We start from the raw sequence: 15485 nt of genomic DNA, 5'->3' as shown, positions 1-15485 counted from the left end.
TAACGAAGGCTTTTCCTGACGGGGAGTATCGACAATGGCTACGAAAAACATATCACCGCTGATTTACGACAACGAGGCCGGTTCGCAGATTGAATCGAGTGTGCAGGGTGCGGGCGGCCTGATGGCTGCGAGCAGTCTGTTCGGTACCTCAAGCATCAACGGCGTGCTGGTGAACACGCAAAACGACGATGGTACGTTCAATCGCGAAATCAATGGCCGAGCGGGCGCTTCCGCAGCGATATCAGTGCTTGCCGGTGCCGCGACAGGCGCCGCCGCGTTTACTCAATTGGCGGGACCTGGCGGCGCGGTGGCCGGAGCGGCGTTCAACATGATTGGCACCGCCTTGACGGGCGGGCTCGCGGCCTATGATTCGCAGAAGTGCATCGCCGAGTTGCGCCGTCTCGACGGCATGCTCGACGTGCCCAATCTGCACTGGACCGAAGACCTGGTGACGGTGTCGATGGCCATCGAATACTGCATCGGCAAGCAGCAGGTGAAGTTCAACAAAGGTGTGAGCAACGCCACAGGTGTTGGCCAGCCGCTGGTCGCGGCGTACCGGGGCGGCAAGGCGGTGATGAAGTGGATTCAGGGTACCAAGGGCAAAAATCGCCAGCAGATCTCCAAGGAACTGGTGCGCATCGCCCAGAAAAATAACGGCATCGCCCCAGAGATGGCACGGCAGGTCATTAGCGCCATTGCCGCGCAAAATTTCGACAGTTTCATCGTTGACTCCGTCGCCAACGCGATGAAATCAGGCTGATGCAACGGTTGGGGCAATTCTGCGCTGTCTGCGTTTCTCACCCACTCTTGCTGCATTCAGGCTGGTCTCGTCATGTCAACCACGCAAATCAATCGCGAAGTTTCGGTCAGTAGCACCCTCGGTGCCGATGTGCTGCTGTTCCGACGCATGGACGCCCGCGAAGGTTTATCCGAACTGAGCGACTATCGCCTGGAGCTCTACAGCGAGCGCGCCGACCTCGATATCGACGACCTGTTGTCGACGCCAATGAGCGTCGCGGTGGATGTGCCGGCGGGTGGCAAGCGCTATTTCAGTGGCCTGGTCACGGCGTTCGAAACCACCGGGCGTCAGGGCCGCTTTGCCACTTACCAGGCGACGTTGCGGCCGTGGTTGTGGTTTCTGACACTGGCCAGCGACTGCCGGATTTTCCAGCAACAGAGCGTGCCGCAGATCATCAGGCAGGTGTTCGCGCCGTACACCATTGCCGATGTTGATCTTACGGGCCTCAGCGCAACGTACCAGCCGTTGACCTACTGCGTGCAATACCGTGAAAGCGACTTCGATTTTGTCAGTCGCTTGATGGAGCAGGCGGGGATTTACTATTTCTTCAAGAGCGCGGCAGGGCGTCACACCTTGGTGTTGGCTGACTCTTACGGCGCTCATGCGCCGACCCCCGGTTATGCCAGCGTGCGCTACATGCCGGCGCAAGATCATGCCATGCGCGAAAGCGAGGTGATCTACGACTGGCGTGTGCGCGGTGAGGTGCAGCCGGGGGCTTATGTGCTGCAGGATTTCGATTTTGAAAAGCCCTCGGCCAACCTGCTGGTGAAGTCGGCGCAGGTGCGCTCGTATGGCCAGTCGCAACACGAACGCTACGATTATCCGGGCCGTTATACCGAGCGTGCACATGGCGAGCGCTATGCCCGTACCCGGCTCGAAGCCTTGCAGAGTCGCTACCGCCGGATCAAGGGCGCCACCCGTGCGCGGGGACTGTTTCCCGGCGCGCTGTTCACCCTCACCGAACACCCGCGCGGCGATCAAAATGGCCAGGTGCTGATCCTCAGCGCGGTCTATCGCTTGTCCTCGGATCGCTACGAACCGACGCCGCCGGATGATCCGGAACCCGTGCTGACCTGTGAGTTCACCGCACTGCCCAGGCAGGTGGAATTTCGCCCCGACTGTCGTACGCCAAAACCGCTGATGCACGGTCCACAAACCGCCATGGTGGTGGGCAAGCGCGGCGAGGAAATCTGGACCGACCCGTACGGCCGGATCAAGGTGCAATTTCACTGGGACCGCGAGGGCAAGGACGACGAAAACAGTTCCTGCTGGGTGCGCGTGGCTCAAGGTTGGGCCGGTAAGCGCTGGGGCAGTCTGTACACGCCGCGTATCGGCCAGGAAGTGGTGGTGAGTTTTCTCGAGGGCGATCCTGATCAGCCATTGGTCACCGGCAGCGTCTACAACGCCGACACCATGTCGCCCGTGAATTTGCCCGAACACGCGACCCGATCGACCCTGAAGAGCCATTCCTCGAAAGGTGGCGCGGGTTTCAACGAGCTGCGTTTCGAAGACAAGAAGGGCGCCGAGCAGGTGTTCATTCATGCGCAGATGGACCTTGAGCAGCGCATCCGCCAGGACTCGCTGGATTGGGTGGGGCGCGATCGTCACTCCATGGTCGTCAAGGATTCCCGCGAACAGATCGGTGGCGACCAGCACCTGACAGTCGAGGGCGATCGCAACGAAAAGGCGGGCGGTGAAGTGTCGGCCAAAGCCGGTACCCACATGACCCTCGACGCCGCCATGAAACTCGGCCTCAGCGGCGGCACAGACGTGCACATCAAGGGCGGAATGAATGTGGTGATCGAGGCGGGCGCCAGCATAACGCTCAAGGCTGGCGCCTCGTTCCTGACGATCGGCCCTGCGATCATCGCGTCCATGCTGCCGATCCCGTTACCGCAGGCCGCTACCGCTGCCAACGCGCTGGTGCTGGCGTCACGGCCCACGCCGACCTCGCCTCCGCTCAAACCCAAAGAGGCTGACGATGGCAAACCGTAACGCCAACCGCGCTGCCACCGCTTAACACCCAGGTGACCCACATGCCCTTGATACTTCAGGTTCTAACCTATCGCGACCAGCCACTGGCCGGGCGTTCCTGCGTGTTTGCTGCCGACACCGGCACCCTGGGACGCGCCGAGAACAATGATCTGGTGCTGGAAGATCCCGGCAAATACATTTCGCGGGTCCATGCCCGTATTGAGCGACGCGGTGAATCGTTCTGCTTCACCAACATCGGCAGCAACCCCAGCGTGGTCAATGAACGGCTGCTCGGCCACGGCCAGGAAACATCGCTGGAGGAGGGCGATAGCATTGTCATTGGCGAGTATCGGCTGGAAGTCCGGATGCAGGTCGAGACGAGTGTCGATGAGAAGATCGAGATCGACGATGACTCGGCGTCCCAAACCCAATCCCAGAACCTGACGCTGGCCGTGTTTGATCGGGCTGCCGCGCCGCCGATCTGGACGGCGCCAGGTGCGCCGGCCATCGAAGCCGTATCGGCGAGCCCACCTTCCAGCTCAGTGCCGAGCCTTTCGTCACACCTGCCGGACGCACTGGCGGCGGCGCTCATTCTGGAGAATGGGTCGTTGTCGCCGGTCGATCTGCCGCTGGCTGATCCGCTGGGGTTGAACCTGTTCGCCCAGGCCCATGAAGCGCGCATGCCGGGCCTGGACAGCCCACGCGAAGACCGCTGGCAGCCGGCGTTTCGTGGTGCGCAACACGATCACTTGTCACCAGAACTGCAGGCCTTGCCTCCCTCTGTCATCACCCCGGTGCAGGCAACACCGCAGACCGCGCCGCTGTTGATTCCTGCGGACTACGATCCGCTGGCGGATTTAATCGCGACGCCGATGCCGGTTGCGATGCGTGAACCCGCACCCACGCCTGACAATGAGGTGCACGCCACCCCCCCGGAAATCTCCACCGAGGCGATCTTCGTTGCCGCTCCAATCCCCGCGCCTGAACCTGCCGCGTGCGCCGACGACGTGCTGCAAGCGTTGCTGGAAGGCCTCGGGTTACCCGACCTGCGCACCCAACGCGAGCCGCGTGACCTTGCACGTCTGGTGGGCGAAATGCTGCGAGAAGCGGTGGGCGGAACCATGGACATCTTGCTGGCGCGGGCGATGACCAAACGCGACAGTCACATCGACATGACGATGATCGGCGCGCGCTCGAACAACCCGTTGAAGTTTTTCCCCAACCCGGAAAGTGCCCTGAGCCAAATGCTCAGCGCCGATGCGCCGGCCTACTTGCCTGGCGTGAGTGCACTCGCAGCAGCCTTCGACGACCTCAAAGCGCATGAACTGTCGGTGATTGTCGGCATGCGAGCCGCGCTGGCGGAAGTGGTGCAACGCTTCGAGCCGGCGCGAATCGAGCAACGCCTGGCGGTACCGGGGCGCTTTGACAAATTGATGCCCGGCGCTCGCAAGGCCCGCTTGTGGGACCTGTTGACTGCGCTGTACGCCGACCTGGTACGCGACGGCGATGAAGATGTGCAGCGTATCTTCGGCGAGAAGTTTGCCCTGGCCTATCAACAACAAATCGCCCGGTTACGCGCTGCCCGTTAGGCCGCGCCGCCACCCACGCCTTTCATTCGAGCGAGAATCCAAATGTCCTGGAACAGTAAAGTCATCTGGTCGGAAGGCATGCTGCTGCAACCGCAGCATCTGCAGCAACACGACCGTTTCCTGCAAGCGCACATCGAGTCCCGTATCGGCGCACTGCAAGCCTACGGCTGGGGTTTCAGCCGCCTTGAACTGGACGAGCAGCACCTGGCGCTGGGTAAGCTGGCGCTGAAATCCTTCAGCGGTGTGCTGCCCGATGGTACGCCGGTAGGCCTCCCGTTCGATGAAATGCCGCTGCCGCTGGAGATACCTGCCGATGCACGGGACGTGATAGTGGTGCTCGCGTTGCCGACACGCCGGCATGGTGTGGCCGAGGTTGATGACCGCCCCAGCGCGGAAAACTTTGCCCGTCATCGTGCCGTGGAATATGAGGCCTGGGACAGCAACGGCCTGGACAGCAGCGCGTTGATGACGGTAGGCAAACAACGTCTGCGCCTGGCGTTTGCGACTGACGTGGCGGACGCCTACACCAGCCTCGGCGTCGCGCGGGTCATCGAACGTCGCGCCGACAAGCAAGTCACGCTTGACCTGCACTACTGCCCTCCGTGCCTGGACCTCTGCGCTGCACCGGTATTGGTGAATTTCCTTGAGGAACTGCTAGGGCTGCTGCATCAACGCAGCGACGCCATGGCGATGCGGCTGTCGCAGTCCGGTGGCGGCGGCGCAGCAGAAATCTCCGACTTTCTGCTCCTGCAGTTGCTCAACCGCAGCGAACCATTGATTCGTCACCTGGCGAGCATGACCGGCCTGCACCCGGAGGCGCTCTACCAGACGCTTGCGCCCTTGGCCGGCGAACTGGCCACCTTCACCCGCCCGGATAAACGCAGTGCGACTTACCCGGTGTATCGCCATGCCGCGTTAGCGGAAAGTTTCGCCCCGTTGATGGTCGATCTGCGTCGCGCGTTGGCCACGGTCATCGACGCGCGGGCGGTGCAGATTGCGCTGGAAGAGCGTCAATTCGGCATTCGTGTGGCGGTGGTGCCGGACCCGCAACTGCTGCGATCGGCCACCTTCGTGCTGGCCGTCCACGCGCAGATGCCCGCCGAAGCGGTGCGCAGCGGCTTCCCGCCGCAGGTCAAAATCGGCTCGGTGGAAAAAATTCGCGACCTGGTCAACCTGCAATTGCCAGGCATCGGCCTGCGTCCTTTGCCCGTGGCGCCCCGCCAACTGCCGTATCACGCGGGGTTCACCTATTTCGAACTCGATCGCGCCAGCGACTACTGGCAGCAGCTCACTCACTCGGTCGGCTTCGCCATGCATGTGGCGGGCACATTTCCGGGGCTGGAGATGCAGTTCTGGGCCATCCGTAACTGAGCCATGCAGTGTAAAAGTGAAGGTAAATCGACGTGAATCTGAACGACCCTTATGGCGCGGGACAAGACGCTGACCGCACGATACTGCTGCCCAATCCGGGCGGGCGGCGCAACACAGCGCCCGACACGGCGTACCGCGTGCACCAAGCCGTTGAGCCTATGGCGCTCAATGGCCAGGGGCTGAACCCACTGGTGCGCGCGGCCAATCCGCTGCTGGACCTGGTGGTGCCGCTGCGCTCAACGAACACTGCGCCGGACATGGACCTGCTGCGTGAACGGCTGGTCACGGCCATGAAGCATTTCGAAGCCCAAGCCCGCGCCAGCCGGATCGAATCCGAAACCGTGGCTGCCGCCCGGTACGCACTCTGCACCCTGGTCGACGAAACCATTTCCAGTACGCCGTGGGGCGCCGGCGTATGGAGCACCCGCAGCTTGTTGGTGACCTTCCACAACGAAGCCTGGGGCGGGGAAAAGTTTTTCGTGATCCTGCAACGGCTCAGCCAAGACGCCGCGCGCCACGTCGATGTGCTTGAACTGCTTTACCTGTGCATCGCCCTCGGTCTGGAAGGGCGTTATCGAGTGATCGAACAGGGCTCCGAGCAACTGAGTCATCTGCGCGAACGATTGTTCGGCCTGATCCGCCAGCAGCGTGGCCTGCAAGAGCAGGATTTGTCGCCACACTGGCGCGGTACCGCGACCGAGCAGCGTTCGATGCTGCGCCTGTTGCCGTTATGGGTGCTGGCGGCGGTGGCGGCGGTGCTGTTGGTGACCTTGCAACTGACCTTCAACGGCTTGCTGAACCACAGGTCCGACCCGGTGTTTGCGCAGATGGGCGCGGTGCGCGTGGTCTCGCCGTTGCCGCCCGTCGTCGCGCCCATCACCCCGCCTCCTGTGCGTGTTTCGGGCTTCCTTGCAGCGGAAATCGCCGAAGGACTTGTGAGTGTCAAGGAAAGCGCAGACCGCTCGGTGATCACCTTGCGCGGCGACGGCGTGTTCGATTCCGGCAGCGCTGAAGCGGCGAAAGCGTTCGAGCCTTTACTGACACGAATTGGCCAGGCATTGGCCAGTCAACCGGGCGCGGTGGTGGTGGTTGGGCATACCGACAACGTAAGACCGTCGGCTTCAGCGCGGCTGTCTTCAAACTTCGACCTGTCCCTGGCCCGCGCGAAAACCGTGGCGCGCTTGCTGGCCGAACAGGCCGGCCCGGCCCAGCGTTATCGCACCGAGGGGCGCGGCGAAACCGAACCATTGGTGGAAAACGACACACCGGCCAATCGCGCGCGCAATCGACGCGTCGACATTACCTTGCTCGTTCCCGCACAGGCGCAGTAATCATGGGTAACTTAAATATCTGGAATGCCTGGTCGCAGATCAAGGGCTGTTCCAACTGGCTGGGCAAGTCCTGGCTGGTGTCGCTGGCCGGCGTGGTGTCGGTCTCGCTATTAGTGTGGTACGAAGGCCCGCTGCTGGCATTCGATGGCCGTCAGCCCTTGGCGCCTGAGGCCTGGCGCTGGCGTTTGATCGCTGCGCTGTTTGTGGTCTGGGCGCTGTATTGGGGAATCGCCGCGTGGCGCGTGCAGCGCGCCAATCGCCTGTTGATGCAAGGTGTGGAGGGCGACGAAAACGCTACACAGCGGCGCTCGGAAGCCAAAGCCTCTGAAGCCGAAATGGCGCTGCTCGGCGAACGCATGCGTGGCGCGATGGCCGTGTTGCGCAAGGCGTCGCCGGGCTGGAAGCTGAGTAACCGCTATTTGTATCAGCTGCCGTGGTACTTGTTCGTCGGTGCCCCTGGCAGCGGCAAAACCACGGCGCTGACCCATTCCGGCCTGCAATTTCCACTCAGCGACTCCCACGGCCCGGCAGCCGTGGGCGGCGTCGGGGGCACGCGCAATTGCGACTGGTGGTTCACCGATGAAGCGGTGTTGCTCGACACGGCCGGGCGTTACACAACTCAGGACAGCTACACCGAAGTCGACAGGGCGGCGTGGTTCGGCTTTCTCGATTTACTGAAAAAACATCGCCGCCGCCGTCCGATCAATGGTGTCATCGTCGCACTCAGTGTCAGCGACTTGTTGCAGCACAATGAAGCTCAGCGGCAAACCCAGGCACTCGCGATCCGGGCGCGGATTCAGGAACTGCAGGAACGCCTGGGCTTGAATTTCCCGGTGTACGTGGTGGTGACCAAGTGCGACTTGCTCGCCGGGTTTGCCGAATTTTTCGAACCCATGGGCCGTGAAGAACGCTCGCAAGTGTGGGGTGTGACATTCCCGCCGGCCCAGGGCGGTCAGGTGCCGCTGGCCGGGGCGGCGCTCGCCGGTTTCCCGGATCGCTTCGATGCGCTGGAAAAGCAACTGCACGGGCGCGTACTGGAGCGCATGCAACAGGAGCGCGATCTCACGCGGCGAGCATTGTTGTACAGCTTCGCGCAACAGTTCGCCGGGATCGGCGAGGTGCTGACGCGTTTTCTGAATACGGTGTTCGAGCCCAACCGCTTCCAGGATCCGGCGTTGCTGCGCGGCGTCTATTTCACCAGTGGCACTCAGCAGGGCAACCCAATTGATCGGGTCATGTCGTCGCTGGCGGCAGCCTTCGGTCTTGGTCGCAGCAGCCTGCCGTCAGGATTTGCCAGTGGTCGCAGTTATTTCATCACGCGGCTGATGCGTGAAGTGATTTTCCAGGAGGCCGGGCTGGCGGGCATCAATCCCGTGCAGGAGCGTCGTCAGCGCTTTTGGCTGCGCGGCGCCATGGCGCTGATCGGCCTCATGACGCTGATGCTGATGATTGGCCTGACAGTCAGCTATCAACGAAATGCAGCCTTGGTGCAGGCTTCCGCCCAAGCGGTGACCGATGTCGCACGAAAGGCGCGTGAACTGCCGACCCAAGGCAATGCGCTGGTGACATTGCCGCTGTTGAACGCCGCCCGCTCGCTGCCGGCCGGCTTCGCCCATCGCGAGGATCCGGTTCCGTTATTGAATCGCCTGGGGGTGTATCAGGGCGAAAAACTCGGTACAGGCGCGATTACGCTGTATCGCCGTCTCCTGCGCAGCACCTTGCTGCCGCGCATTGTCAATAATCTGGAGAGCGCGCTGCGCCGTGGCGATGCGAGTAATCAGGAGTTCCTCTACGAAACCCTGCGCGTGTATCTGATGCTCGGTGAGCGGCAGTATTTCGACGCGCAGTCGGTTCAAGCCTGGGTCGAGGTGGATTGGCGTCGCGAATTGCCGCAAGCCACTGAAGATCAACGCCAGCAGCTGTCTGACCACGTACAGGCGTTGTTCGATGCCGAGGACGAGGGCGCCGAGCCGGTGCAGCTGGACGCGGCACTGGTCTCCAAGGTGCGCCAGACCCTGGCGGGTATGCCGCTGGCCGAGCGCACTTATAACCGTCTCAAGCGCCAGGTGGCGGCGTTGCGTTTGCCGGAGTCGAGCGTCAGTGGCGCGGCCGGTCGCGACGTGTCGGCGCTGCTGGTACGGCGCAGCGGTGTACCGTTGTCCCAGGGCGTGAGCGGTGTGTTCAGCGTCGCCGGTTATCGTGAATGGGTGGCGCGCAGCAGCACAGCCGTGGCGGAGATGGCCAAGGACAAATGGGTGCTGGGCAGGGAGGAAAAACACAGCGCCGCCGATACCGTGGCCATGCAGCAAGCCGTGCTGGGTCTGTATTACGCCGAGTACATCAGGCAATGGGACGCCTTGCTCGCCGACGTGCAACTGGTATCGCTGACCGGTCTTGACCAGGCCGCGTTGGTCAGCAGCGCGCTCTCGGCCAATGACTCGCCATTGCGCGCGTTCCTGCAGCTGGCCTCGCGCGAAACGACCCTCGAAAACGCACTGACGGGCAGCACCGAGGCGGCCGGTGCTCAGCCGGTACGCGATGGCTTCGAGGCGGCGCGCAAGAAACTTCGATCCGCCCTGGACGGTAACGAAGCCGGTGCACCGCTCGACACCCCGTACAACCCCGTAGACCCGCATTTCGCCGCGTTGCACAGTCTGGTCAACAGCCCGGCTCCGGGTCCGCTGGATGACGTGAGTGCGCTGCTGAAAGACGCTGCGCAGTATTTCGACAGCGCCGAAGCCGCCCGTCGCAGCGGTTCGCCAGCACCATCAGGGGAAGTGCTGACGCGCCTCAAACGGGCTGCCACCACGTTGCCCGCGCCCCTTTCTGCGGTGCTGCGAGATGTCGACAGCCGTGGCGGGGCGTTGACCCTCGGCAATGAGCGCGAACGCCTGAATGCGCTGTGGAATTCGGTTGGCGCGCCATTCTGTCGCGCTGCCATCGACGGTCGCTATCCGTTGGTGCGCACCGCCAACCGTGACATCACCGCGGACGACTTCGGCAAGTTCTTCGGACCCGGCGGCGTGATGGACGACTTCTTCAGCAAAAACCTGGTGCCTTACGTCGATATGAGCAGCAACCCGTGGCGTCCTCGTACGGCGGGCAGTGGTTCGATGAGCTTATCCCAGGACGTGATCGATCAATTTCAGCGCGCGGCGCGGTTACGCGACATGTTCTTCGTCAACGGCGCTCGCCAGCCGTCCCTGCGTTTTGATTTGAAAGCAGTGACCGCCGATCCCGGACTGAACAAAGTGATCCTTGATATCGATGGGCAACCGGTGGTGTACGAGGCGGGCGTGGTCGCTAACTTCACGCCGATTGTGTTGCCCAGCGGCAAGGGCGGTGATCGCGTGAATCTGCACAGCGAGCCCGCGTCGGCCAGGCCGCTCGACAGCGACGGCCCCTGGGCCTGGCTGCACCTTCTGGACAAAGGCTCGGTGCGAGGCGGGCAGGGCGAACGCTATCAGGTCGAGTTCAATCTCGATGGCCGCAGGGTTCAGTACGAGCTGCGCGCCAGCAGTGTGATCAACCCGTTCCGCCGCAACGCACTCGAGCAGTTCCGCTGCCCGAGCCGACTGTAAGGGCCGCGCATGGATCAGCGAATGTCACGTAGCGGCTTCTACGGCAAACTCGCCAGCCATGGCGATTTTATCGGTCGACGCTTGTCGCCGGCGTTCCTGCGTATTTGGGACGCATGGTTACAGGCCGCGCTGACCAGCAGCCGCGAGCGCCTCGGCCACCAGTGGCTGCCGACGTACCTGTGCAGCCCGATCTGGCGCTTTGCCCTGGCCAGCGGTGTGTGCGGCGAACTGTCCTGGGCGGGCGTACTGATGCCGAGCGTGGATCGGGTCGGACGCTGTTTTCCACTGACTCTGGCCTACGGCGGGCCGCCGGTGTCCGCCCTGCAGCGACTCAGCCTGGACGACGACTGGTACGCAGCGCTGGAAACCATGGCGTTATCGACGCTCGACGCGCACTTTTGCCTGAGCACCTTCGATCACGCGCTGTTCAGCCTGCACGAACCATCGGGTGATCCGCACAGCGGTGTTCAGTACGGCAGCACTTCAGCCCCCGCCGAATCCTGGTTCGAGTGGCCTGCCGGGCAAGATCGGCAAGCGTGGCTGGCGTCGCTGGAGCTGAGTGAACACAGTGCCCGGGCGCTGTTCTGGACTGACGGCTCGGCGCAATGTCCGCCTAGCCTGCTGGTGAGCAGCGGCTTGCCGAGCGACCGGGCCTATGTCGACATGCTCAGCGGCGGGCAGCCGGCCCGTTAATGTTCACACAGCATCAGCAATACCGTGGCGTTGTCCCGGCCGTCGTATTCGGCGGCCAGTTCAATCAGACCCTCGCACACCGCCGCCAGGGAGTCGTTGCTCACCTGGCTCAGCCGTTGCGCCAGTTCCTGATGGGGCACGCTGCCATGCAGGCCGTCGCTGCACAGCATCAGCACATCCCCGGGCTGCACGGGATGCATGGCAATCTGCGGCTCGACCTTGAGTGACGGTCCGATGGCTTGCAGCAGCAGGTTGCGTGATGGCAAGCGATCAAAATGCCCGGCGTCGAGGGCTTGTTGGTACCAGGTCTGGTCACGGGTCAGTTGCAGCAATTGGCCGTTGCGGTAGCGATACAGTCGACTGTCACCGACGTGGAAAACTATCAACGGACCTCGCGGATCGCTGCGCCAGACCCCGGTCAGCGTGGTGCCCATGCCTTGGCCGTCACCCATGTGCTGCGCCTGGTTTTGCGCAAACAGGCGTGCATTCACGTGCTCTATCGCCGCTTGCAGGGTGCCGATGGCCTTCATGCTCGGCATCTGGCAAGTGGCGTCCGGGTCGACGCTGACCTGGGTCGGTATCGGCGGGTGGCTGAGGCATTCTCGCAAGGTGGTCAAGGCCATGGCGCTCGCTTGGGCGCCGGCCTGATGCCCCCCCATGCCATCAGCCACCGCCAGTAATTGGAGATGAGTATCGACCAGAAAATTGTCTTCGTTGTGCTGGCGCACCGGTCCGGTATCACTGAGACCGCAGGCCAGGCCGTTGATCAGTCGATGGGGGCCTGGAACGCCAAGTGGGCAGTCGTTCATGAGGCATTTCCGAGGCTATGCAGCAGACGAAAAAATTCAGTCCGCGCCGACGGATCATTGATGTGTTCAGCCAGCCGATCGAGAAACGCGGGTTTGCTGTCGGTGGCGCGACTGGCCCGACTGACCACGATGCGGGCGATCGGCCCGATGATTTGAGTCAGGTGCCGTTCGGCGAGGGCGGCGAACGACGCGTCATAATTGCCGTCCTCCGGTGTTGCGGGTTCATTCGGTGCCTGGCTCGGACTTTCGCCAGTGGACTGTGCATCGCCAGGCGATTCTTCAACGGGTGTGTAGCGCCGTGCCAGAGTATCCGTGGCCAACTTGAACTGCTCACGGCCACGCTCTGAGGGGATGTGCGTCAGCAATGTGCTGCACACGGCTTCGAAGTCATTGGCGGTTATCAGCGAGCGCTTGACCAGCAGACGGGCGAGGGGACCAATCTGATGCGACAGGAGCGTTTCCAGCTCTGCCCGCAGCAGATTTTTCCAGGGTGAGACGGTGTCCAGCACTCCGCTCGTGCTGGAGCCTGCGACGCTCGATTGGGCCGTGGGGAAGGTGGCCATGGTTGATTCGAAGCTGCCCCGCCTGGGGCTGATCAACCGCGTGGCATCATCGTCCGTTACTTGGGCCAAGGGCAGTTCGGCATCGATCTCTTGCAAGGCATTGAGAAACTGATGTGCCGAGGCATAACGATCGTCCGGGCGCTTGGCCAGTGCCTTGAGTATCACCGCGTCGAGCAGCGGGTCCAGCGTTGGGTTCAGAACCGACGGCGGCAAGGGCATCGAATTGAGAATTTGCTGCATGACCATGGTGGCCGAACCCGAAAACGGCCGCTCGCCTGTCAGTAACTGATAGAGCACGATGCCGGCCGAGAACACATCGGAGCGTCCGTCAACCAAGGTGCCGCAGAACTGCTCCGGCGACATGTAGCTGGGCGTGCCGATCATCGAGCCGGTCTGGGTGAGGCTCGATGAGTCCATGCGTGCCACGCCGAAGTCGGCCACTTTCAAGTGCTGCTCAGCGGTGATCATCAGATTCGCCGGTTTGACGTCTCGATGCACCACACCACGCGAATGGGCGTATTCCAGCGCTTGTAACAGTTGGCGCATCCAGCACAGCGCCAGTGCCAGGCGTCGCGGCGGGTGTGTCTGCAAAAGCTGGTTGAGCGGTTTGCCGTCGACGAATTCCATGGCGATATAGGCCGAGCCGGCGTCTTCACCGTAATCGTAGACGGCAACGATATTGGGGTGGCTCAAGCGCCCGGCGGCCTGCGCCTCGTTCTTGAAGCGACTGATGAGGTGTTCATGCTGTTCGTCACCCAGCAATTCCAGACGGATCGTTTTCAGCGCGACCACGCGCGCGATGTGCGGGTCGAAAGCCTTGTAGACCGTGCCCATGGCGCCCTTGCCGAGCACGCTGTCGATGCGGTATTTGCCCAGGTGTTCAAGCATGGTCGCGCTCATTCTTCGAGCATTTTCATGGCACTGACCAGACTGGTGCGCATCCGTTCGAACGATTGCGCCAGGCGCGTCAGTTCATCGCGGCCCCGGGTGTCCATCTGGGGCACGTCGCTCTCGCCGAGGCTGACCCTGTCCGCCAGGTTCGACATCTGGCACAAGCGTCGGGTCACGAACAGGTAGACCATCAAGTTCAACGCACAAAACAGGAAGGCAAATATGCCCAGCAGCGACAGCATGTAGGTGCGCAGGAGCAGGTTGGCGCGCTCCAGCGGCACCGTAAGCGGTACCGATACGAGTCGCGCACCGATGATTTCGTTGAGCTTCCAGCCGAAGCCGTTGTCCGGGCCGTAGCGGTCGACCACGGTTTTCGGTGCGAGCGCCGGCGTGGTATGGCAGGCGAGGCAGGCCGGGTCGGTGATCTGGATCGGCTGGGCTACAAACAGTGATGGACCGTCGCCATCATTGCGCTCACCGACCAGTTCCTTGAGGTCAGGCTTGCCACGTAGCTGGTTGACGATGGTGGCCTCCCAGTCAGTGGCTTTGTCACGCGGGTTGGTCGGGTTGAGTGTGGCTTCTTTGTATGAGTAATCAGGATAGGACTTGAGCAACTCGCGCAAATGTTCGGTTGAGGCGAATGCCGGGATCGACTGTGGCAAGAACTCGAAGCGCAGACGGTTTTCCAGCAGCGGAGCGATCTGCGCCGAGGTGTAGATGCTGGCGGCGGACGCTGCGCCCATGAGCATGCGCGCGTTGTCGAGAGACTCTTCGCGAGCGCTTTGTTGCAGCAGCCGGTAAGTGAACAAACTGCTGGCGGCGAAGCCCACAGCGAATACCGCCAGGAACACGATATTGAATTTGACCGCCAGGGAAAACTTCATCATCAGGCTCCGGTGGGCTGTTGCAGGTGAGTAGTACGCACGCTGTCACCGGTTTTTTTCAGGGTGCGGCTTTTACTCTCGAAACGGAACAACGCGGTCTCCCATTCAAATGAGCCGCCCATCTCCCGGACAATGGCTTCGCGAAATGCCGGGTTGGCCAGGCGTGGGGCGAATTGATTCGCCATGTGCGTCCGGTTCAGGTTGGGTGCGTGGAGCCAGTGAGCGATGTCGGCGAAGTCGACATCGCGAATTTTTTTAGGCGCTACATCGCCGGCAGGCTTGCCCGACAGCAAGACCAGAGCGTCGAAAAAAGCGTTCGGCACCGTGCTGATGAAAGTGGCCGGCGGACGCCCGGGGGATTGTAAGGGTTCGTCTCCCTTGCGCAGGGTGAACTGCTCGCCACTGAGCAACGATGTGCGCCCGGGTTGGCCGCGCTTGTCCAGTTCCACAATGGATTGCGAACCACTCTCGACGAAGACTTCCACTTGTGTGTCGCTGACATGCATCACGCTGGCACTGCGGCTCACGTCCGAACGCAAATTGCGGGTGGTGATCTCCAGGCCGGACGCAGCGGTACGGGGAGCGGGTTGTACTTTCAGCCAGCCGCGAAGGATGTGCACAACGGTTACGCCCTCACGTTGAGTGATGGCGGCGCGGGTGTTGGGACCCAGCGCCAGTGTGCTGGTCGCCAGACCTTCGATCTGGGTGATCGATTGATCAGACTCGATGAAGTCGCCATTTTGCAGATGCACACCCGGGCCAACGTTGTAGAGCGCCGTGGCGCGGATGAGTCGAAGTGGTTTTTCGGCAAACGTGATCACGCCCACGTTGCGTGAAGCGGCCAGCAGGGCTGATGTTTGCAGCAACCCTGCAATCAGCAGGAGCACAGAAAATCGGTTCACGGTTTTGACCTATGTGACGCAACCTATGGCGCGTAGTGCGCTGGCAAGTGGCGCCAGCCTAACGTTTGAACGCCTCTGCGCAACGTCAATTCTCTCTA

11 protein-coding genes are annotated in these 15485 nt (G+C 62.2%); 7 read left to right on the top strand and 4 right to left on the bottom strand.

What is annotated here, in order from left to right; all coding sequences use genetic code 11:
• The first annotated feature begins 34 nt into the window (after positions 1 to 34).
• The 7 genes from BVK86_RS07580 to tagF all read left to right on the top strand — a co-directional run bounded on the left by BVK86_RS07580 (position 35) and on the right by tagF (position 11338).
• Positions 35 to 760 carry a hypothetical protein gene (locus BVK86_RS07580; protein WP_075945840.1) on the top strand — a complete coding sequence of 242 codons (726 nt, stop codon included), beginning with the start codon at positions 35 to 37 and terminating at the stop codon, positions 758 to 760.
• A gap of 72 nt (positions 761 to 832) precedes the next feature.
• Positions 833 to 2794, top strand: coding sequence for a type VI secretion system Vgr family protein (locus tag BVK86_RS07575; RefSeq protein ID WP_075945839.1), 1962 nt, complete (start codon positions 833 to 835; stop codon positions 2792 to 2794).
• A 41-nt stretch (positions 2795 to 2835) separates the two neighbouring features.
• The gene (tagH, locus tag BVK86_RS07570; protein WP_075945838.1) at positions 2836 to 4362 is read left to right on the top strand and encodes a type VI secretion system-associated FHA domain protein TagH; all 1527 of its coding nucleotides are present in this window, start codon (positions 2836 to 2838) and stop codon (positions 4360 to 4362) included.
• A gap of 42 nt (positions 4363 to 4404) precedes the next feature.
• Positions 4405 to 5733: a type VI secretion system baseplate subunit TssK gene (tssK, locus tag BVK86_RS07565; protein ID WP_075945837.1), complete on the top strand. Its 1329-nt coding sequence runs from the start codon at positions 4405 to 4407 to the stop codon at positions 5731 to 5733.
• A gap of 32 nt (positions 5734 to 5765) precedes the next feature.
• Entirely contained in the window at positions 5766 to 7064 is a 1299-nt protein-coding gene (icmH, locus tag BVK86_RS07560) for a type IVB secretion system protein IcmH/DotU (protein ID WP_231977903.1), read from the top strand.
• A 2-nt stretch (positions 7065 to 7066) separates the two neighbouring features.
• Positions 7067 to 10645 carry a type VI secretion system membrane subunit TssM gene (tssM, locus tag BVK86_RS07555; RefSeq protein WP_083659308.1) on the top strand — a complete coding sequence of 1193 codons (3579 nt, stop codon included), beginning with the start codon at positions 7067 to 7069 and terminating at the stop codon, positions 10643 to 10645.
• A 21-nt stretch (positions 10646 to 10666) separates the two neighbouring features.
• Positions 10667 to 11338: a type VI secretion system-associated protein TagF gene (gene tagF, locus BVK86_RS07550; protein ID WP_075945836.1), complete on the top strand. Its 672-nt coding sequence runs from the start codon at positions 10667 to 10669 to the stop codon at positions 11336 to 11338.
• Here tagF and BVK86_RS07545 read toward each other — a convergent pair.
• From BVK86_RS07545 to BVK86_RS07530, 4 genes are read right to left on the bottom strand one after another with little or no spacing between them, the layout of a single operon-like run.
• The gene (locus BVK86_RS07545; protein WP_075945835.1) at positions 11335 to 12147 is read right to left on the bottom strand and encodes a PP2C family protein-serine/threonine phosphatase; all 813 of its coding nucleotides are present in this window, start codon (positions 12145 to 12147) and stop codon (positions 11335 to 11337) included. The two genes, tagF and BVK86_RS07545, sit on opposite strands and share 4 nt — an antisense overlap.
• A complete protein-coding gene (locus tag BVK86_RS07540; protein WP_075945834.1) occupies positions 12144 to 13598 on the bottom strand; it encodes a serine/threonine-protein kinase in 1455 nt (484 codons plus the stop codon). Before BVK86_RS07540 ends, BVK86_RS07545 begins: the two co-directional genes overlap by 4 nt.
• A gap of 8 nt (positions 13599 to 13606) precedes the next feature.
• Positions 13607 to 14485, bottom strand: coding sequence for a c-type heme family protein (locus BVK86_RS07535; protein WP_075945833.1), 879 nt, complete (start codon positions 14483 to 14485; stop codon positions 13607 to 13609).
• 2 nt (positions 14486 to 14487) lie between these two features.
• Positions 14488 to 15387 (bottom strand): FecR family protein, encoded by a 900-nt coding sequence (locus tag BVK86_RS07530; protein WP_139315755.1) that lies wholly within the window; start codon positions 15385 to 15387, stop codon positions 14488 to 14490.
• Between the last annotated feature and the right edge of the window lie 98 nt (positions 15388 to 15485).

This window comes from Pseudomonas reinekei, assembly GCF_001945365.1.
GTDB classification, from domain to species: Bacteria; Pseudomonadota; Gammaproteobacteria; order Pseudomonadales; family Pseudomonadaceae; genus Aquipseudomonas; species Aquipseudomonas reinekei.
This window is presented reverse-complemented; position numbering and strand designations above follow the sequence as displayed.